Raw genomic sequence first — 18,388 nt, forward strand, 5'->3', positions numbered from 1 at the left:
CGCCTCTTCAGTCGATGAGGAACTGCCCTCCCGCCTGCTCGGCGAGGCCGGCGCCGAACAGGGCGCCGGGAGTGTGGGCGCCCGGCCGGCCTTCGCCGCGGGCGAGGTTGCCTGCCACCGCGGCTGCCACCGAGGCGGTGTAGTCCATGCCGTCGTCGGCCCGCAACCAGCCCTCGCGGCGGGTGCCGTCGGGCCAGGTGGCGACCGCGTGCCCCCAGGAGTACCGGCGCGGGGCCGGGGTTTCCTTCATCCTGGCCTTGGCCGTCCTCTCGAGGGCGAAGCGTCGCAGCGCCTCGATGGACAGCAGCCTTCCGGCCAGCGGGGCCAGGGCCCGCACGGCGGGCGAGGTGGGGGCCATCCCGGTGGTCACGGTGACGGAGGGCGCGTTGCTGGCCCGGTGGGCGGCGAGGAGCTCGGCGGTGGGAGCGCCCGCGGACTTCGCCCGCTGCCCGTCGGGCAGGGTGAGGTGTTGAGGATCGGCGCCGAGGCGTGCGGGGGCCATGCGTCCGTCGGTATAGCGGCGTCCGCCCGTGGTGAACATGTCGATCATCGAGGCGGCGAAGGCGGCACCGACCACTCCGGCACTGAGGGACACGGAGGCCAGGGCGTCGACGCGTACGTCGGCGGGGGCGGGGCGGTCCTCGCACAGTTTGATCACGACGGCCTCGGTGGCCAGCACGCCGAAGCCGGCACCGGTCACCAGTGTGCTGCCCGCCTGTTCGGCTTCCTGATGCAGGTCGAGCAGGCGGGGGACGGCGGTCAGGTCTGCGGCCAGGTCGAGGTAGTGGCCGCCGGGCATGCAGGCTCGGGCGAGGACCGTGGCTGTCTGGGCGTAGTCGCCGATGCCGTTGAAGACCACCGCGGGTCGCTGCCGGGTGATCTCGGCCGCGATGCCGTCGACTCCGTCCGCGACGACGGCACGCGTACCGAGGTCCGCAGCGGTCTTGCGCAGCCGGTCACCGCCGCTTTCGCGTCCCACCAGAACGGGTTCGAGTCCTTGAGCGGCGAGGTGCGCGGTGACCGCGCTCCCGATGCGCCCGCCGGCGCCGAGGATCCAGATCTCTCCGGATCGTGCGCTCCGAGGGGTCTCAGCCATGGGATTACTCCTGTCGTTCCGGGAGTGCCGGATTCACCCGGCCCCTCAGTGATGTCTCACAGTGTCATCACTGAGCCTAGCACTGATGGCACACTGAGACATCACTTGATATCGTCCGACCATGGCCAGATGGGACCCCGGAACCGAGGAACGCCTCACGAAGGCGGCGCTCGAGCTCTACACGGAGCACGGGTACGACGACGTGACCGTGACACAGATCGCCGAGCGCGCCGGAATCACCCGCCGCTCGTACTTCCGCTACTTCCCCGACAAGCGCGAAGTCCTGTTCGCCGGCTCGGAACGGCTGCCCGCCGCGATCCACGAAGCAGTCCTCGACGCCCGCCCCGGAGCCTCTCCCCTGTCGGCCGCCCTCGAGGCCTTCGCCCAGGTCGGCGCCGCCCTCGCCGAGCACATCGACCGCACCGCCGAGCGGCGTGCCGTGATCGCCTCCAGCCCCGAGCTCCAGGAGCGGGAGCGCACCAAGCTCGCCGCGGTCACCAGCGCGATCCACGACGCGCTCCTGCGGCGAGGCGTCGACGAGGACAGCGCGAAACTGGTGGCGCAGATCGCCACCATCGCCTCCCAGAACGCCTTCGACCGTTGGACCGACGGGCGCGGTCGGAGGGACTTCGCGGACTGCCTCGACTCGGTCGCGGCGTCGCTGCGCCACACTGTCACCGCAGGAATGGACAGCAGCCGCTCCGAGTGAGAGCCCACGGGCCGACTCCGTCGAACGAACGGCGGAATCGGCCGGCTCCCCCTCCAGGACCTGGCTCACCTGGAGCTCTCGCGCCGGCCGGGTCATGCCGTGCGGCAGGAGGGGGACGGCGCGGGATGTCAGACCTTGCCGATGCCGAGCGTGGTGGTGCGCGGCAGCATGCCTGAGCCCAGGACCTCCAGCCAGAGCGGGCCGAGCAGTTCGGCGAGCCTCTCGGTGTCCTTGTCGCCGAGAGTCCGCCAGGGGGCGGCGGCCAGTTCGTCGGTGCGGCGCTCGACCTCGGCACGCAGGGCGCTGCCCGTGTCGGTCGCGAAGCCGTCGGCGTTCAGCAGTCCCCGTACGAGGAGCCGTTCGCGGGCGGCCGCCCATTCGTGCTCGCTCCAGCCGCGGCTCGCGAAGACGTCGGCCGGTGCCGCGCCGATCGCGGCGAACGACACCAGCGCCTCCACCGGGTCGAGGTCCGCGACGAGAAGAGCGGCGATGTGACCGTCGCCGCGGTGCTCGCGCAGGATCGTCGCGGCCTGCCACAGCACGAGGTGCGGTTCCTGCGGCCAGGGCGACTCGGCATGGGCGGCGGCGAGCGGGCGGCCCTCGGTGTGCACGGCCTCCGCTGCCCGGCGGGCGAGTGCCGCGGCCTCGGCGACTTCGGGGCTGTCCGTCCGCCCGCCGAAGAGAGCGCGGTAGGCCCGGTCGACCCCGCGCGTGCGGGCGTCGATCACCTTGCCCGGTGCGGCGACGTCCCAGGCTGCGGGGATGTGCTCGGCGACCGTGCGCGGGCTGAAGCTGTAGAACGCGGAGGCCACCTGGCGGAACCCGGGTGTCCCGAGTGGCGCCGCCCGCAGGGCGAAGTAGCTCGGCCAGCGCTCGCCGGTGCTGTAGCCGAGCGACTCGACCTCCTCGAAGACCTGCGGCGCGAAGTAGACGACGGCATGCAGGGGCTCCAAGAGGTGCCACATCTGCCTCACACGTCCGTTGTCGTTGCTCAAGACGGCTCCCCTTGCCCTCGGCCCACACGTTCTTCCCGCGCCCAGACTCCCTTCGACACACGATCTTGTCAATGACTAGATGACGCTAGGCTGCCCTCATGCCCACCGAACCCCCCGCACGCTCCTACCATCACGGCGACCTGCGGCGAGCCGTGCTCACCGCGGCCCTCGACGTCATCGCGGCCGAAGGACCGACAGCTCTGTCCCTGCGCGACCTGGCCCGCCGCGCGGGCGTCTCCCATGCCGCGCCCGCACACCACTTCAAGGACCGCGCGGGCCTTCTCACCGCCATCGCCACCGAGGGCCACACCCTCCTGTCCGCGGCGCTCGGCGAGGCGGAGGACCTGCGCGACCTGGGTGTCCGGTACGTACGCTTCGCGACCGCGCACCCGGCGCATTTCCAGGTCATGTTCCGGCCGGAGCTCCTGCACCCGGACGACCCGGAACTCCTCGCGGCGCGCGAACAGACACGGAGCATGCTCCGTACCGCCGTGGAGGGCCGTGACGCCGATCCGGTCCTCGGCTTCATGGCGGCCTGGTCGATGGCCCACGGCTTCGCGACGTTGCTGCTCTCCCACAACCTTGACGGTCTGCTCGACGGGCGGGATCCGGAAGCCGCCTTCGGGGCGCTGACGGGCGTGATGTTCCGGCCGGCCCCACCGTCCTCCTCAGCGGGATGAGGGTCAAACGAGGATCGATGAGCACCCACGAGGATCCATGAGGTCACGTCGCGGCGTGCGGGTCGGTCCCGTCCAGCTCTGCTGCCTGTCGCTGGAGGGCTCGCACCATGGTCACGACCTGGGGAAGACCGCGGCGGCGGATGGCGGCGACGCCGATGTGCCGGGTCGGGGACGGCGGCGCGATCGGGACGGTGCGTACTCCCGCCACTGGCGGGGTCTGCGCGATGGAGGGGACCAGTGAGATCCCGAGGCCCGCGGCGACGAGCGAGCGGGCGAAGAAGTAGTCGGTCGTCGTGCTGCGCACCTCCGGGTCGAAACCGGCTCGCTCGGCGTAACGGCGCAGGTACGCCTCGGTCTTGAGGCAGCCGAGCACCCAGGGCTCGGCGGCCAGCTCGGCGATGTCGAGCGACTCCCGGCCTGCCAGGGGATGGGCGTCGGGCAGGACGACGTGCAGGGGGTCTTCGAGGAGTGATGTCCACACCAGGCTGGAGGCGGGGCCGGGCCGGCCGGGCAGCGGGCCGTCGAAGTGGTAGGCGAGTGCGAGATCCACTGCGCCTTGACGGACCAGCGGCAGGCTGTCCTCGGGCTCGGCTTCCCTGACGTGGATCACGGTGTCGGGGTGGGCGGCGGCGAGATGGGTGAGGGCGAGGGGCAGGAGGAGTCTGCCTCCGCTGGTGAAGGTGGCGATGGTGATCCGGGTGCGGCCGCTGTCGAGTCGATCGACCTGTCGCTGGGCGTGTACGAGCTCCGCGGCGACCGACTCGGCGGCGCCGACCATGATCCGGCCGGCCGGGGTCAGGGTGACTCCGCGGGTACTGCGCGCGACGACCTGGGCACCGAGACTGCGCTCGAGCGCGGCGACGTGCTGGGAGACGGCCGAGGGGGTGAGGCGGAGGGCTGCCGCCGCCCGGTTGAAGCTGCCGTGTTCGGCCACCGTCCGCAGGACACGGAGCCGCTGCACATCGATCAACAATAATCCTTAACACGTGGCCAGTAATTGAGCACTTCTGCTGTTGACTGTAGGTGTTCAGGATGGGGGCATGAAGAGGATCTGCGTGATCGGCGGAAGCCGCTACTTCGGCAAGGTTCTGGTGCAACGCCTGCAGGCGGCGGGCCACCGGGTCACGGTGCTCAACCGCGGCTCCGCCCCACCGCCGGAGGGGGTCGAGCACCTCGTCGCCGACCGTGACGACGAGGCTGCCCTGGTCGCCGCGCTGGGGTCGCGCAGCTTCGACGCCGTCGTGGACCAGGTCTGCTACACCCCGGTGCAGGCCGCGATCGCCGCCCGTGCCTTCAGCGGCCGGACCCGGCGCTACGTCCTGACCTCCACGATCGAGGTCTACGATCCGGCCACCGCCGCGCTGCCTGCCGTCCCGCCCGGAACACCGGTGCCCGAGGAGACGGTTGATCCGGCCGCCTGGCTGGTGCGGATGGACCTGCCCTGGCACGACGCCGCGTACCTTCAGGCGCATTACGCCGAGGGCAAACGCCAGGCGGAGGCCGTCCTGGCTCAGCACCGCGGGTTCGCCTTCGCCGCCGTACGCAGCGCCCACGTCCTCGGCGGCGGCGCGGCGGAGTTCACCGGCAGGCTCCTGCACTACACCGAGCGCATCACCCACGGCACGCCGATCGCCGTGCACGCCGAGGCGCTGCCCACGGTCTTCATCCACTACGAGGAGCTGGCGGAGCTGCTGCGGTGGGCGGCCACGCTCACCGATGCCACCGGGCCGGTCAACGCCTGCTCCGACGGTGCCCTCGACGTCTACCGCCTCGGTGCTGTCATCGCCGCGCGGGCCGGAAGGGAGGCGGTGTATCGCGGCGTCGCCGCCGGCGAGCCCGCCTCGCCGTTCTCGTTCGACCGCCACTACGCCATGAGCAACGCCCGCGCGAAGGAACTGGGCTTCTCCTTCTCCCGCACCGCCGACTGGCTTCCCGGTGCCGTCGCCGAAGTCCTGGCCACCACCGGCGCCCCCACTTCCTGAGGAACGGACACACCCATGAGGATCCGCACCATCGGTGATGTCGCCGTGAGCGCCGTCGGCCTGGGCGCCATGCCCCTGTCCATCGAGCGCCGACCGGACGAACAGCGCGCCGTCGCCACCGTCCACGCCGCCCTGGACGCCGGGATCACCCTCATCGACACCGCCGACAGCTACCACTGGCACGCCGGTGAGACCGGCCACAACGAGCTTCTCATCGCCCGCGCCCTGGCCCGTTACGGCGGGGACACCTCCCATGTGCTCGTCGCCACGAAGGGCGGTCGCGGCCGTCCCGGTGACGGCAGCTGGACCGTCAACGCCGCCCCCGGCCACCTCAGACGCGCCGCGGAGGCGTCCGTGAAGCGCCTGGGTGTGGAAGCCCTCGGCCTGTACCAACTGCACAAGCCGGACCCGGCCGTGCCCTGGGCGGAGTCCGTGGGCACGCTGCGGGAGCTGATCGACGCCGGCACCATCCGCGCCGCGGGGATCTCCAACGTCACCGCCGAGCAGATCCGCGAAGCGCACACGATCCTCGGCAACGGCCTCGTCTCCGTGCAGAACCAGTACTCACCGGCCGTCCGCGACAGCGAGGCCGAGCTGCGGCTGAGCACCCGGTTGGGGCTGGCCTTCCTGCCCTGGAGCCCACTGGGCGGCATCTCTCCCAGCTCACTCGACGGCACCCGCGGACCCACCACCGCGAGCACAGCCTTCCACCGCGTCGCGGCCGCGCACGGCGTCAGCCCACAGCAGGTCGTCCTGGCGTGGCTGCTGGCCCGCTCCCCGGTGGTGATCCCGGTGCCGGGCGCCAGCCGTCCGGCGTCGATCCAGGACTCCGCCAAGGCGGCCGAGCTCGAACTGAGCGAGGCGGAGCAGAGCCTGCTGGACGACCCACGAAGCGCGGCTCGCCCGGACCGCCCCTGACCCACCGCGCGCTCGGCCCCGGACCAGCCCGTCCGGGGCCGACACGCACCGATGGCCCCCGCTAGTCCGCCACGCGGGGCCAGGCCACGAACGCCGTCCACGCCGTGGGTTCGACGGCGAGGCGGGGGCCGTCGGGGCGCTTGGAGTCGCGGACGTGGACGGCGGCGCGAGCTGTCGCGACCTCGACGCAGTCGCTGGGATTGCTGGTGTCGCTGTAACTGCTCTTGAACCAGGCCAGGTCGGCGAGGTGTGCGGGTGTGTCCTTACCGGTCATGTCTCCCCCAGCAGTTGTTCGACGAAGGCCATCGATTCACGGACGGGCAGGGCCTCGGCCCGGATACTGCCATAGCGCAGTTCGAGGACCCGCAGGTGCCGGGGATCCGTGACGGGACGACCACCGAACTCGTCGTCGGCCCGGCCGACCGCCGTGCCGTCCTCGAACTTGAGTACCTGCATCCGTCCTCCTCCCGGATGGTCACCGCGGGACGTGGGCATCACCTGGATCTCGACGTGCCGCAACCGCCCCACCTCCAGCAGGTGTTCGAGCTGTCGCCGCAGCACCATCATGCCTCCCACGGGACGCCTGAGGGTGGCCTCTTCCTGGACGAAACCGAGTTCCGGGGCCGGATCCCGCTCGAACATCGCCCTGCGCCCCATCCGTGCGGCGAGGGCGCTCTCCACCTCGTCGTCGGTGAGGGCCGGTCGCCGCCTGCCGAGCAGGGCGCGCGCGTACTCCTCGGTCTGGAGCAGCCCGTGCAGGCTGTAACTGCCGTACGACAGCGACTCGACGGCCCGCGACTCCAGCTTCGTCAGGTCCCGCACCTGCTTGGGGTAGCGGACCTTCTTCACGTCCTCCCAGGCCGCGGCGATGAGACCGTCCGCCTGCAAGAGCTGGTCCGCCTTCTCCAGGTACTCGCGCCGGGGGATCCGCTTCCCGCCCTCCACCTTGTAGACGAGGTCCTCCCCGTACCCGACGGCCACCGCGAAGTCGCCCACCCGCAGGCCCGCCGCCTCGCGACGCAGCCTCAGCTGCCTCCCCACGGTGGTGAGGACGGCCACGCCCCACTCGTCGTCCGGGTCGACCTCCCAACCCGGCTCGTCCGTACCGCCGTTCACCGACATCCGCACCCCTCCGTCGTACGCGTCGTATCGCGACGGGCGTCACGGTAGGCGGATGGGCACCGCTGGGTGGCGGGATACGGCCGCCCTGTCACTCGGACGTGAGGCCCAGCGCCCGAGGCCGGGCCCGAGGACGACTCAATGCGCGGCGGGAGGTGCGATGCAACCTGTCTCTGGATAGTGTCCGTTGACATCGACCCAGATGCGTGAGTTGCTCACGGCACCGGAGACGCAGGCGGATTCGCCGATGTAGAGGCCGAAGACACTTCCGTCGGCAGGGGCGGTACCTGATGTGCCCGTCGTGCGGTCCGCGACTTCGACTCGCCCGGGGGCAGCGATGCTCTCGAGGACGGACAGCAGCTGATCAGGGGAGGTCTGTCCACGTTGCCGCTGCGCCTTGAGAGCCGCCTTGACCGCCTCGGCCTTGACGGTGGCCACCTGCTTGTCTTCGCGCGTCATTACTCCTGGACGACGAGCTGCACCGTTGTCCTCGTAGTGGGGTGAAGTGTCTCCCGCAGGCTCGTGGGGCTCTGCGGCAGAAGCGGGGGCAGAGTTCGCCTCGCGCGTCCCGTTCATGTTGGAGAAGAGGTCGTCCCCGCAACCGGTCAAGGCCAGCGAGGCGATGACGACACCCAGGACGGCGACAGTCCGGTGCGACAGCATGGTTTCAGTGTTCCTGCCATCGCCGGATTTCGACTGAGTACGCGTACCTAGGCGGTTACGACCGTGGCGGCGGGTCTGTGTCAGGCGTTCTTCGGAGCCATCGTTGGCTCAGTTCTGCTCCAGCGCACCAGACAAGAAGCGCGTCTCGGAGCCGTCGAACAGAAGGCAATCTCAGCGCCGGCAAACAAGGATCCCGCCGAGACAGGTGATCTCGTACGCACCGTGTCGGGCGACATGGCCGGTGACGATTGTGCGGGCTCTGTCGATGGTCGCGTCGAAGGGGACCTCGTGCTGGTCTGCCCAGGCGCGGTACGAAGCCATGTGGGCGATGACGGGTTCCGGATCACGGACGGTGATGGTTCCCGGCAGTCCGACAACCTCCACCCGGCTGAACTCCTCGCCGAACAACGCCGGAGCCGCCTCCAGGGAGAAGCGCGCGCTGAGCGAGATCCGGGCCGGACCCCGGCCGGTACCGAGGACATCGCCGGCGGCTTGCTGCCACAGGTCGTCGAGCTCGGCCTTGTCGCGATCGCTGTTGGTGGAAGCGATCAGTACTCCGTCGCGGGCGATGACCCGGGCCAGTTCCCTGATCGCCTGGGGAATGTCGGGCACGTGGTACAGCATGTGGAGGGCGAGAGCGGCGTCGACGCTCTCCGCGGCCAGCGGCAGTCTCGTGGCATCCGCCACGGCAACCGGGCCAGGGACACTGGTGAGGATGCCGGGGGCGATGTCCAGGCCGAGCAGCGGCAGGTCCGGGCGGTCCTGGCGGAGCCGCTGGATGAACTTGCCGTTACCGCAACCGAGGTCCACGACCCGGCCGCGTACGGCACGCAGCCGCTCTGCAACGAGGCCGGGGAGGTCGTACCGGGGTGTCTGCCACTGATAGAGCGACTGCCTGGCGGCCAGGTCCCGGTCTCCGTTGTAGGCGTGGTCCGCCAGGCGGGACCGGTCGGTCACGGCAGCGTCGTGGGCAGCGGACAGGTCGGTCACGTCGGCGACTCCGGGGTGTGGGCTGCGGGGGTCTCCCACGCCCTTGGGGCAGCGGGAGAGGGCAGGGACGCACGAACGGCCGTGTGCTGAATGCGTTCGCGCAGGTGTGCCGCCTGCGCGGCTCCACCGTACTGCGGCGTTCCCAGTTCCCGCCCGAGAGCGGTGAGCCGACGCACGATACTGGCCGACATACGCTCCGGTGGGGCTGCGAGAACGAAGCCGAGTTTCTCCTCCGTGCCGTCCAGGTCCGCCAGGAACAGATGTCCGCGGGCGAGGTCGAGGTGCGCAGCGAACAGGTCGCCGACCGACTGGTCGTCTCCATCAGCGCTGCGGTACAGGCGGATGGCCGTCTCGGCGCTGGCGATGGCCCGCTGGACGTGTTCCTGCCCGCCGATTGCCAGGAGGGTTGTACCGGCGTACGCGAACTGCTTGGCCGCAGGGAAGTCGAAGACTCCTCCTACCTCGTCCCGGCCCGAGGCCGCCTCACGGGATCGTTCGGCATCCGACAGCGCACCGAGCGCACGTGCCGAATCGCCGACCATCGCCGACGCCCGCGCCTCCAGACTCGCCAGCCGTGCACCGATGCTGCCGCTCGCCCTGTGCCGGAGACCGGCCTGCGCCAACCGGGCCGCCTGCTCGTATCTTCCAGTCCAGTACGCGATCAACGATTCCACTGCCCGGACCCAGGCGAACATCCCCTCGTGTCCGACCGTTTCGGCACAGACCCGCGCCGTGCGGGCGTGTGTGGCGGCGGAGTCGTAGTCTCCGAGGTCCAGACAGACGTGTGCCGACAGGCCGCAGAGGCGGGAGGCGGCGAGGTAGAGGCCGATGGTCTGCCGAGGATGCTGACGTCCTCGCAGCAGATCGAACACTCCGTCCCGTAACCGCTTGATCTCCACGTACTGCTCCATCAGCGGATGGCTGATGTACGTACGGGCGAGGCGGTCGACGTCCGCTTCGAGTTGTTCGACGACGAACTCGTCGGCGTTGCGCTGCGCGATGAACCGGGCGAACTCGGCCGACCGTGCCGCGTCCGCCGAGAGCGGCTCCGTACGGACGCGGGAGCCGTGGAGCGACGGCTGAGAGGGTACGTTCTCGAAACCGACGGCACCGGCCTCGCCACGCTGCCCCTTACTGACGGCGACGGCTCGGTCGAACAGGGCGACGTCCACACCGAAGACCTGTGCCAGGTACTTTCGGGCGTAAGGGACGGGGGTCCGTGCTTCGCGCTCGTACCGCCCGATCTCTTTGCCGGTCTTCGCTGCGCGCCCTTCCAGGGCGTTGTATTCGTCGGCGACCCTTTGCTGGGTCCAGCCACGCGCGCTGCGCAGCCGGACGAGCAAGGCGCCGATTCCGGTGTCGCCCATGCCGTCCCCTCGGAACACGTGATCTGCCTCTGGCCCCCATAGTGGCCCCCGGGTTGGCCTCCTTGCCGGCTCCCGACCCGAATGAGTTAAACCGCTTTGCTGTCGGCCATGGCAAGCAAACTCATCTCCGGCGCAGCCACCGCCCTGCCCGATCGCCTTCCGTGCGGGGAGCGAGACCGCACGATGTTCTTCCCCCGCCGTCGGACCACCCCACGTGCCGCTCGCGACTTCGTCGTCGCCACGCTGACCGAATGGGGTGAGACAAGCCGCCTCGACGACATGCGGCTGTGCGCCTCTGAGATCGTCACCAACGCCGTGCTCCACGGGGCGCCCGCGGGTCGACAAGTTCTCGTGCGTGTCAGCTCACTCGACGAGCACTTGCGCATCGAGGTTCACGACGCCGGCGACGGCACCCCGGTCCAACGCGTCCCCGGCGAGTCCGCCGTCGACGGGCGCGGCCTGCTGATCGTCTCCGCCACGGCGGACGGCTGGGGCGTCCAGCAGAGGACGGGACCCGGAAAGTGTGTCTGGGCCTCATTCGACCGCGACAGGAGCGGGGCGTCCGCGCTGTCCCGCGACACGGCACCGAAGGGGGACCCGTCATGACCACGCATCCCGTCTCGCCCAACACTGTTCTCGCCAACGCTCTCCACCACGCCGAGGACGTCCTGACCCCACGCATTCTCGCCAACCCGCCTGAGCGGATCGTGCTGGTCGTCGGTACCCAGATCAACGGCGTCCCGCACATCGGCACCTCACTCGTGCAGTCCCTCGCCTTCGCCGTGGCTGCACGACTGCGCGACCGTTTCGGCCTCCCCACCGAGGTGCTGTTCAGCGCTCTGGACAACGCCCCGTACGAGGTGACAACCGACCCGGTAAGCGGTCACCACTACCAGCGCGCCTACGCCCAGGCCATGGGTAAGCAGACACTGAACAACCTCGTCGCCCGTCTCTACGAGCCCCTCTTCACCGCCCTTTCGCGACGCCTTCGTGTTCCGCACCGAATCGAGACGTACTCGCAGCAGCAGGCCGGTGAGCACTACCGCCGCACCTGGCTCGGTCTCCTGCCCCACATCGACGCCGCCCGCTGGTGGCTCGCGCCTTCCACCGGCGTCCCTCATCTCCGTGTCCCCTGTCCCCACGCCGACTGCGGCTGGGCGGAGAAGCATGCCGAACGCACCCGAGTCCGCCTCACCGAACCGGAGTCGGCGGCGGTCTCCGCCGTCTGCCTGCACCACGGTCCGTACGAGACCAGCATCACGCCCACCGTCGACGCGTACCTGGACTTGGCCACCCTCTACCGCAACCTGGTCAAGGAACTCGCTCTGACCAGTTCCCGGGGCACGCTGCACATCATGGTCAAGGGCGGCGACTGGGTCTTCGGCTCCCATCTGGTCGACGAAGCCCTTCAGGCCGTGGGCCTCGTCCGCGCCCGGTTCCCGGCCCGACTGTTCTGCCCGCAGATCGTGTCCGACACCGGCGCGAAGCTGTCCAAATCCCTCGTACGCGAAGGCCGTGCCCCCTTGCCCGAGGGCACCGCTCCTTGGATGCTCGACAGCCGACAGTGGCCCGGCACCGTCGACGAGTACGCCCACCAACTCCTCGGCATGACCGAGACACTGCTCTCCGACCCACGCCACTTCTTCCGTTCGTACTCGGCCGCCGAGATCGGCCGTCTGATCACCGCACCGTCCGTGAGGAGCGTTCCCATCCGATGACCGACCGCACCGCCCGTGTCCGCGAGCTCAACCTCTACCGCCAGTACTTCGACCTCGTCACCGCAGGCACCAAAACGATCGAGGTGCGGGTCAAGTACTCGCACCTCGCCGACCTCGCCGCCGGCGACACCATCCGCTTCCGCGTCAAGGACACCGACCAGCGTTGCGACGTGATGGTCCTCCGGGTCACCGAGTACCCCGACTTCAGGGCCCTTCTCGACGGCGAGGGACCGTCGAACGTCAACCCGACTGCCACCCGCGACCAGCAACTCGCCAACATCCGCACCATCTACGGACCCGAGAAGGAAATTCTTGGCGCCCTGGCCATCGAGATCGAACTCACGCCCTGCCCCGGTCCACCCTGCTGAAGGCGACCGCGGACCGGCGCCGCGACCTGGCCCTGCTCGGCCTGACCGGGGCGAAGGAGCGCCAGGTCCTGCACTTCTTCGTCGCCGAGGCGCTCCTGGTCACCACGGTCGGGGTGACCTTGGCCCTCCTCGCCGCCGGGGTCAACCTCCTCGGCCTCGCCGCCGCCCTCCACCGGCTCTTCGGCGCTGCCGGTGGTACTCGGCACGGTGCCGCGCTGCGGCGGCACACCGCCTGACCGTCCCGCAGGACCTCACCGACGAGACGGTCACGGCAGTGCCGGTGCGAGGCGTTTGACCTCGCGCAGGGTGGGGGCGGTCTCGATGCTCTGGATGCCCGGCAGGGGGCCGATGTGCCCGTCGATGTAGTCGTAGAGGTCGGCGGGGGTGCGGAAGACTCCGGAGGCAACCAGGTTGGAGGGGCCGGTGATGGCGGCGGCGAAGGCGATCGCGGGGTGGGTGGCCAGGGTCTCCCCGACGGTGCGCAGGTGGGCGGGGGCCACGTTGAGCCAGAGCTGGGTGGCCATGTGGTAGCCGAGCAGCTCGGGGTCGAAGTCGACGGAGAGGCTCAGGGCCCCTTCGGTGCGCAGCCGGTCGAGGTGGCGTTGGACGCTGGAGGGGGAGCGGCCGGCGGCCCGGGCGAGTTCGGGCAACGTGGCGCGGCCGTCCCGGGCCAGCTCCGCGAAGAGGACGCGGTCGGTGGCGTCCAGGGTCAGCGGGGTGGCCGAGGCGGCTGAGGAGCCGGAAGGCACCGTCGGGGTACCGGAACCCCCCGTGAGTGGCCCGGAACGCCCCGCGACGGCGCCGGAATCCACCGCGGGGGCGGCGGGGCGGAAGCGGGTGGCGTGCCAGGTGCTGGTGGTGCCGACGTAGATCCGCATCATGCAGTGCGCGCTGACCGACAGGACGTGCGGTGTGCGGGGGAGTTTGCGCAGGAGGAGGGCGTTGCGTTCGTCGGCGCTGCGGGTGTTGAGGGCGCAGTACAGCTCGGTGCCGCCCGAGGCGAGGGTGACCCAGGTGGTGTCGGGGCGGCGGGCCAGCGCGTCGGCGATGGTGCCGGCCGCGTCGGGGGTGCAGCGCAGCCGCAGCAGCCAGCGGACCAGGCCCAGGCGGTCGGGCACGGGCTGGCCGACGATGCGCAGGCCCAGGGAGCGCAGGCGCTGGTAGCGGCGGGCGACGGTGCGTTCGGAGACGTCCAGCCGGCGGGCGAGGCGGCTGAAGGGTGTCCGCCCGTCGAGCTGGAGGGCCTCCAGGAGTTGCGGGTCGAGCTGGTCCAGGGCGCCGCCGGATTCCACCGCCGTACCTCGTCTCTGAGCCGAATGCTTGCACGACCCAGGCTATGACTCGGTGCCCCGCACGTCGGCCAGCACAGTGGGCGGGTCCTTGTCCGCCTCACCTCTCCGGGAGCCTGTGTCATGCGTATCTGGGGGCCGTTGGCCGCCGTCTGTCTGGGCACGTTCATGCTGCTCGTCGATGTCACGATCGTGCTGGTCGCGCTGCCGTCCATGTCGGAGTCCCTGGGCTCCTCGCTCTCGCAACTCCAGTGGGTCGCCGACGGCTACGCCCTCGCGGTGGCCGCCACCCTGCTCGGTGTGGGGATGCTCGCGGACCTGCACGGGCGCCGGCGCGTGTACGTGGCGGGGCTGGTCGTGTTCGCGCTCGCCTCGGTGGTCTGTGCGCTCGCACCGGACATGGGGTGGCTGATCGCGGCCCGGCTGGTGCAGGGCGTGGGGGCCGCAGCGATGTTCACCACCACCCTTTCCCTGATCAGCACCCTCTACTCGGGGCGGCGGCTCGGGCTCGCTTTCGGCGTCTGGGCCGCGGTCGCCTCCAGTGCCTCCGCGCTGGGCCCGATCCTGGGCGGGCTGCTCACCGAGGCCCTGGACTGGCGGTGGATCTTCTACGTCAACGTTCCGGTGACCGTCCTCGCCCTGGCCATGACGTTCCGCTACATCCCCCGTTCGGTTCCGGCCCGGGACTCCGCACGGCGTCCGGACCTGCCCGGCATGGTGCTCTTCGCGCTCGGCGCGGGCGGCTGCGTCTACGCGCTGACCTCCTCCCACGCCCACGGCTGGGCGTCGGCGGGCACGGTGGTGCCGCTGGCCGTGGCGGTGGCGGCGTTCGCGGGGTTCGTCGCGGTGCAGCGGCGCCGGACGCATCCGCTGCTGGATCTGTCGTTGTTCCGGCACCGGGCGTTCACCGCCGCGATGATCACGATCGCCGTCGGCGAGGGGGCGGTGTACGGGATCCTGCCCTACACGTCGATCTGGCTGCAGTCGGTGCAGCACCTCTCCCCCGTCGGCGCCGGCCTGGTCGTGCTGCCCCACGCGCTGGCGGCGGCCGCGGTGGCGGTGCTGAGCGGACGGTTCGTGCCCAGGCCCTCGCCCCGGGTGGGCGCCACGCTCGGCCTGTTCCTGGCCGGGCTCGGCGTCGGGATCGAGGGCTTCCTGGGCCCCGACTCGGGCTGGCCGGCCCTGGTCGGCGGGCTGGCCCTGAGCGGCGTCGGCATGGGGCTGGTCTTCCAGGTCGCCGCGTCCCTCGCGCTGGAGTCCGTCCCCGCCGAGCGGGCCGGCATGGCCTCGGGCACCTACAGCACGTTCGAGCAGCTCGGCTACGCCTTCGGGGTCGCCGTCTTCGGCTCCCTGGCCGTCTCCTCCATGGCCCACTCCCTGGGCGGGCGGGTCGCCGACCCGGACGGCACCGCGCGGGTGCTGTCCGGCGGAGGGGCCGACACGCTCCTCGACGCGGCCCCGGCCGGGCAGCGGGGCGCCCTCCAGGACACCCTGCACGCGGTGTTCGCCACCGGCCACAACACCCTCGCGGTGAGCGCGGGCGCCCTCGCGACGGCCTGTGCGGCGCTGGTGTTCTGGCTCACCCGCCGCCCGAAGGGCACGGCGACGGAGGGGGCCGCGGACGAGCCCGCCGCCGTACCGGCGACGCGCTGACCGGACGCCGGAGACGACGAGGTGCCGGGGGGCGTCACCGCGCCCCCGGCACCGTCAACGCCGTACGACCGGTGCGGCCCACGCGGCACAAGCGGCACGCGGCCCGCGGCCCGGCGCCTTCACCATCGTAGGACCGGGCCGGCCCACGCAGCCCGCGCGGCCCCCGCCGCCCTCACCGCCGTACCGCCTCCGCCGCCTCCGGCACGTGTCCCGCGACCACGCGCTCGCGGCCGGGGGCCGGGGTGAGGGCCGCCCGGCGGCGGTCCACCGCGTACGCCGTGCCCGCGACCGCCAGGCCGAGGACCGCCAGGGCGGCGCCCGCCGTCGCCGGGGACGTGGTGCCGAGGCCCGCCGCGAGGGCGAGGCCGCCGATCCAGGCGCCGCCGGCGTTGGCCAGGTTGAAGGCGGCCTGGTTGGCCGAGGAGGCGAGGGAGGGGGCCGCCGCGGCCTTCTCCATCACCATGAGCTGGAGGGGGGAGCCGGTGACGAAGGCCGCCATGCCGAGCAGCGCCACGGACACGGCCGCCGTGACCGGCGTACGCATCAGCAGGGGGAACAGCGCCAGCACCACGACGAGGGAGGCGAGGCCGCCGAAGAGGGTGCCGCGCAGGGAGTGGTCGGCCAGGCGTCCGCCCAGCAGGTTGCCCGCGGTGGCGCCGACGCCGAACAGGGCCAGCAGCAGCGTCACGCTCGTCTCGGCGAACCCGGCGGCGTCGGTGAGCATCGGCGTGATGTAGCTGTACGCGGCGAAGAGCGCGCCGAAGCCCGCCACCGTCGTGCCGAGCGCCAGCCAGACGGGCAGGGAGCGCAGGGCGGCCAGTTCGCCGCGCAGGCCGGTGGTGGGGGCGGGGGCGCTGTCGCGCGGGATCAGGACGGCCAGCGCCGCTATCGCCGCCACGCCGATCGCGCTCACGCCGAGGAAGGTGGCCCGCCAGCCGAGCTGCTGGCCGACGGCGGTGGCGGCGGGGACGCCGACGATGTTGGCGACGGTGAGGCCGAGGAACATCAGGGAGACGGAGCGGGCCCTGCGTTCCGGCGCGACCATGCCGGTGGCGACGACCGCGCCGACGCCGAAGAAGGCGCCGTGCGGCAGGCCGCTGACGAAGCGGGCGGCCAGCAGGGAGATCTCGCCGGGGGCGACGGCCGACAGGGCGTTGCCGACCACGAAGAGCGCCATCAGGGCGATCAGGACGGCGCGGCGCGACATCCGGGTCGTCGCCGCCGCGAGCAGCGGGGCGCCGACGACGACGCCGAGCGCGTAGGCGGAGACGAGGTGGCCGGCGGTGGGGATGGAGATGCCCAGGTCGTCGGCGACGTCGGGCAGCAGGCCCATCATCACGAACTCGGTGGTACCGATGCCGAAGGCGCCCACGGCAAGGGCGAGCAGGGCCAGGGGCATGAAGGGGTGTCGCCTTTCGAGAGCGGGGTGCGTACGGGAGGGACGGGTGCCGGTGCGACCGGGGACCGGGACCGGGACGGGGGACGACTGTATGTTCCCGTACGGAACAAAGACTCTCAGGGCGGGTATTCCGCAGGCGAATTCTAGGAAGCCGTTGTGTCGACCTTCACACGCGCGGCGATCGGAAGGTGGTCGCTGCCGGTCGCCGGGAGGGTCCAGCTGGTCGTCGGTTCGACGCCGGTGACCAGGATCTGGTCGATGCGGGCCATCGGGAAGGACGCCGGCCAGCTGAAGCCGAAGCCGTCGCCGACGGCGCCCTGCGGGGAGCGCAGCTGGGAGGTGATCGCGGTGAGCGAGCGGTCGTTCATGGTGCCGTTGAGGTCGCCGAGCAGGATCTTGCGGGGCAGCTTCTCGTGGCCGATGGCCTTACCGAGGGCCTCGGCGCTCTTGTCCCGCTGCCGGGCGGTGAAACCGGCCTCCAGCTTCACCCGTACGGAGGGCAGGTGAGCGACGTACACGGCGATCGGACCGGACGGGGTGGCGACGGTGGCGCGCATCGCGCGCTTCCAGCCCAGTTCGATGTCGACGGCCTTCACGCCGCTGACCGGGTACTTGCTCCACAGCCCGACGGTGCCCACGACCGCGTGGTGCGGGTACTTCTCCTCCAGCGCCTTCTCGTACGTCGGTACGGCGGACGCCTTCAGTTCCTCCAGGGCCAGCACGTCCGCGCCGGCGGCGGCGACCGCGCGGGCGGTGCCCGCCGGGTCGGCGTTGTCGGCGTTGACGTTGTGCGTGGCCACCGTGAGGTCGCCGCCGGAGCCGGTCTTGTCGAAGAACAGGCCGCCGAAGAGGTTCAGCCACACGCTCACCGGCAGGACCAGCGCGATCAGCGCCGTCGCGGACTTGCGGACCAGGGCGATCACCAGCAGGACCGGGACCAGCAGGCCGAACCAGGGCAGGAAGGTCTCGGTGAGGCTGCCGAGGTTGCCGATGGCGTTCGGGATGCGCGAGTGGGCCGCCATGACACCGGCCAGGAGGATCGCGACGGCGGCGGTGACCAGTCCCCGGCGCCAGATCCGGCGGTCGCCGCGCCAGCCGGTGACCACCCGGTCGAACAGGCGCCGAAGCCGGTTTGCGCGGCGCTCCGGATCCGAGCCGCCGCTGTCCGTCTCCGTCATGTACGCCTGCTGCGCCATACCGTCGCCTCACTGCCCGCTGTGCACACCGTCGCCCCCTGTGACTCAGCACCATAGGGGATGATCGGCTCCGATCCCGCCGTCCCTCGACGGCCGTACGGCACGAGGACGTACGGGTCGCCCCGCGGAGTTCCTCCCGGCACAAGAACGGGCGACTCTGTGACAGAACGGGCACATTCCGGCCCCTGGACCGTCGCATCGCGGCGTGACGGAGGTCCCCCTAGCCGTCGGCCCGCGACAAGTGCC

Annotated in this window: 20 protein-coding genes; 9 read left to right on the plus strand and 11 right to left on the minus strand. The window is 71.4% G+C overall.

Annotation, left to right across the window (positions count from 1 at the left end; translation table 11 throughout):
- Nucleotides 1-7: 7 nt before the first annotated feature.
- Entirely contained in the window at nucleotides 8-1,096 is a 1,089-nt protein-coding gene (locus BJ961_RS27985) for a saccharopine dehydrogenase NADP-binding domain-containing protein (RefSeq protein WP_271415563.1), read from the minus strand.
- 121 nt (nucleotides 1,097-1,217) lie between these two features.
- Here BJ961_RS27985 and BJ961_RS27990 point away from each other — a divergent pair, with 121 nt between their 5' ends.
- Entirely contained in the window at nucleotides 1,218-1,805 is a 588-nt protein-coding gene (locus tag BJ961_RS27990) for a TetR/AcrR family transcriptional regulator (RefSeq protein ID WP_271415564.1), read from the plus strand.
- A 128-nt stretch (nucleotides 1,806-1,933) separates the two neighbouring features.
- Here BJ961_RS27990 and BJ961_RS27995 read toward each other — a convergent pair whose 3' ends face one another.
- A complete protein-coding gene (locus BJ961_RS27995; RefSeq protein WP_381161306.1) occupies nucleotides 1,934-2,770 on the minus strand; it encodes an SCO6745 family protein in 837 nt (278 codons plus the stop codon).
- A 128-nt stretch (nucleotides 2,771-2,898) separates the two neighbouring features.
- Here BJ961_RS27995 and BJ961_RS28000 point away from each other — a divergent pair, with 128 nt between their 5' ends.
- Nucleotides 2,899-3,480: a TetR/AcrR family transcriptional regulator gene (locus tag BJ961_RS28000; protein WP_271415566.1), complete on the plus strand. Its 582-nt coding sequence runs from the start codon at nucleotides 2,899-2,901 to the stop codon at nucleotides 3,478-3,480.
- 43 nt (nucleotides 3,481-3,523) lie between these two features.
- Here BJ961_RS28000 and BJ961_RS28005 read toward each other — a convergent pair whose 3' ends face one another.
- Nucleotides 3,524-4,450 (minus strand): LysR family transcriptional regulator, encoded by a 927-nt coding sequence (locus tag BJ961_RS28005; RefSeq protein WP_271415567.1) that lies wholly within the window; start codon nucleotides 4,448-4,450, stop codon nucleotides 3,524-3,526.
- Between the two features lie 70 nt (nucleotides 4,451-4,520).
- Between BJ961_RS28005 and BJ961_RS28010 the strand changes: the two genes are divergently transcribed.
- On the plus strand, nucleotides 4,521-5,462 hold the full coding sequence (locus tag BJ961_RS28010; protein ID WP_271415568.1) for an NAD-dependent epimerase/dehydratase family protein: 942 nt from the start codon (nucleotides 4,521-4,523) through the stop codon (nucleotides 5,460-5,462).
- Between the two features lie 15 nt (nucleotides 5,463-5,477).
- On the plus strand, nucleotides 5,478-6,380 hold the full coding sequence (locus BJ961_RS28015; protein WP_271415569.1) for an aldo/keto reductase: 903 nt from the start codon (nucleotides 5,478-5,480) through the stop codon (nucleotides 6,378-6,380).
- 61 nt (nucleotides 6,381-6,441) lie between these two features.
- Here BJ961_RS28015 and BJ961_RS28020 read toward each other — a convergent pair whose 3' ends face one another.
- The 5 genes from BJ961_RS28020 to BJ961_RS28040 form a co-directional block, all read right to left on the minus strand.
- Nucleotides 6,442-6,654 carry a DUF397 domain-containing protein gene (locus BJ961_RS28020; protein WP_271415570.1) on the minus strand — a complete coding sequence of 71 codons (213 nt, stop codon included), beginning with the start codon at nucleotides 6,652-6,654 and terminating at the stop codon, nucleotides 6,442-6,444.
- A complete protein-coding gene (locus BJ961_RS28025; RefSeq protein ID WP_271415571.1) occupies nucleotides 6,651-7,502 on the minus strand; it encodes a helix-turn-helix domain-containing protein in 852 nt (283 codons plus the stop codon). Before BJ961_RS28025 ends, BJ961_RS28020 begins: the two co-directional genes overlap by 4 nt.
- A gap of 135 nt (nucleotides 7,503-7,637) precedes the next feature.
- Nucleotides 7,638-8,162, minus strand: a complete 525-nt coding sequence (locus BJ961_RS28030) for a hypothetical protein (protein WP_271415572.1) — start codon at nucleotides 8,160-8,162, stop codon at nucleotides 7,638-7,640.
- A 171-nt stretch (nucleotides 8,163-8,333) separates the two neighbouring features.
- Complete coding sequence (locus BJ961_RS28035; RefSeq protein ID WP_271415573.1) at nucleotides 8,334-9,152, minus strand: class I SAM-dependent methyltransferase; 819 nt, start codon at nucleotides 9,150-9,152, stop codon at nucleotides 8,334-8,336.
- Nucleotides 9,149-10,519 (minus strand): XRE family transcriptional regulator, encoded by a 1,371-nt coding sequence (locus tag BJ961_RS28040; RefSeq protein ID WP_271415574.1) that lies wholly within the window; start codon nucleotides 10,517-10,519, stop codon nucleotides 9,149-9,151. The genes BJ961_RS28035 and BJ961_RS28040 overlap by 4 nt, the downstream gene beginning before the upstream one ends.
- A gap of 108 nt (nucleotides 10,520-10,627) precedes the next feature.
- Here BJ961_RS28040 and BJ961_RS28045 point away from each other — a divergent pair, with 108 nt between their 5' ends.
- The 4 genes from BJ961_RS28045 to BJ961_RS28060 all read left to right on the plus strand — a co-directional run bounded on the left by BJ961_RS28045 (nucleotide 10,628) and on the right by BJ961_RS28060 (nucleotide 12,841).
- Nucleotides 10,628-11,125: an ATP-binding protein gene (locus BJ961_RS28045; RefSeq protein WP_271415575.1), complete on the plus strand. Its 498-nt coding sequence runs from the start codon at nucleotides 10,628-10,630 to the stop codon at nucleotides 11,123-11,125.
- On the plus strand, nucleotides 11,122-12,237 hold the full coding sequence (locus BJ961_RS28050; RefSeq protein ID WP_271415576.1) for a hypothetical protein: 1,116 nt from the start codon (nucleotides 11,122-11,124) through the stop codon (nucleotides 12,235-12,237). The genes BJ961_RS28045 and BJ961_RS28050 overlap by 4 nt, the downstream gene beginning before the upstream one ends.
- Nucleotides 12,234-12,605: an ASCH domain-containing protein gene (locus BJ961_RS28055; protein WP_271415577.1), complete on the plus strand. Its 372-nt coding sequence runs from the start codon at nucleotides 12,234-12,236 to the stop codon at nucleotides 12,603-12,605. The genes BJ961_RS28050 and BJ961_RS28055 overlap by 4 nt, the downstream gene beginning before the upstream one ends.
- A gap of 113 nt (nucleotides 12,606-12,718) precedes the next feature.
- Nucleotides 12,719-12,841, plus strand: coding sequence for a hypothetical protein (locus BJ961_RS28060; RefSeq protein WP_271415578.1), 123 nt, complete (start codon nucleotides 12,719-12,721; stop codon nucleotides 12,839-12,841).
- A 30-nt stretch (nucleotides 12,842-12,871) separates the two neighbouring features.
- Here BJ961_RS28060 and BJ961_RS28065 read toward each other — a convergent pair whose 3' ends face one another.
- The gene (locus BJ961_RS28065; protein ID WP_271415579.1) at nucleotides 12,872-13,897 is read right to left on the minus strand and encodes an Lrp/AsnC family transcriptional regulator; all 1,026 of its coding nucleotides are present in this window, start codon (nucleotides 13,895-13,897) and stop codon (nucleotides 12,872-12,874) included.
- Between the two features lie 120 nt (nucleotides 13,898-14,017).
- Here BJ961_RS28065 and BJ961_RS28070 point away from each other — a divergent pair, with 120 nt between their 5' ends.
- Nucleotides 14,018-15,547 (plus strand): MFS transporter, encoded by a 1,530-nt coding sequence (locus tag BJ961_RS28070; RefSeq protein WP_271415580.1) that lies wholly within the window; start codon nucleotides 14,018-14,020, stop codon nucleotides 15,545-15,547.
- 172 nt (nucleotides 15,548-15,719) lie between these two features.
- Here the strand turns inward: BJ961_RS28070 and BJ961_RS28075 are convergent, their stop codons facing one another.
- Nucleotides 15,720-16,946 carry an MFS transporter gene (locus BJ961_RS28075; RefSeq protein ID WP_271415581.1) on the minus strand — a complete coding sequence of 409 codons (1,227 nt, stop codon included), beginning with the start codon at nucleotides 16,944-16,946 and terminating at the stop codon, nucleotides 15,720-15,722.
- A gap of 143 nt (nucleotides 16,947-17,089) precedes the next feature.
- Nucleotides 17,090-18,142 (minus strand): endonuclease/exonuclease/phosphatase family protein, encoded by a 1,053-nt coding sequence (locus BJ961_RS28080; protein ID WP_271415582.1) that lies wholly within the window; start codon nucleotides 18,140-18,142, stop codon nucleotides 17,090-17,092.
- Nucleotides 18,143-18,388 lie beyond the last annotated feature (246 nt).

This window comes from Streptomyces lienomycini (genome assembly GCF_027947595.1).
Taxonomy (GTDB): Bacteria; Actinomycetota; Actinomycetes; order Streptomycetales; family Streptomycetaceae; genus Streptomyces; species Streptomyces lienomycini.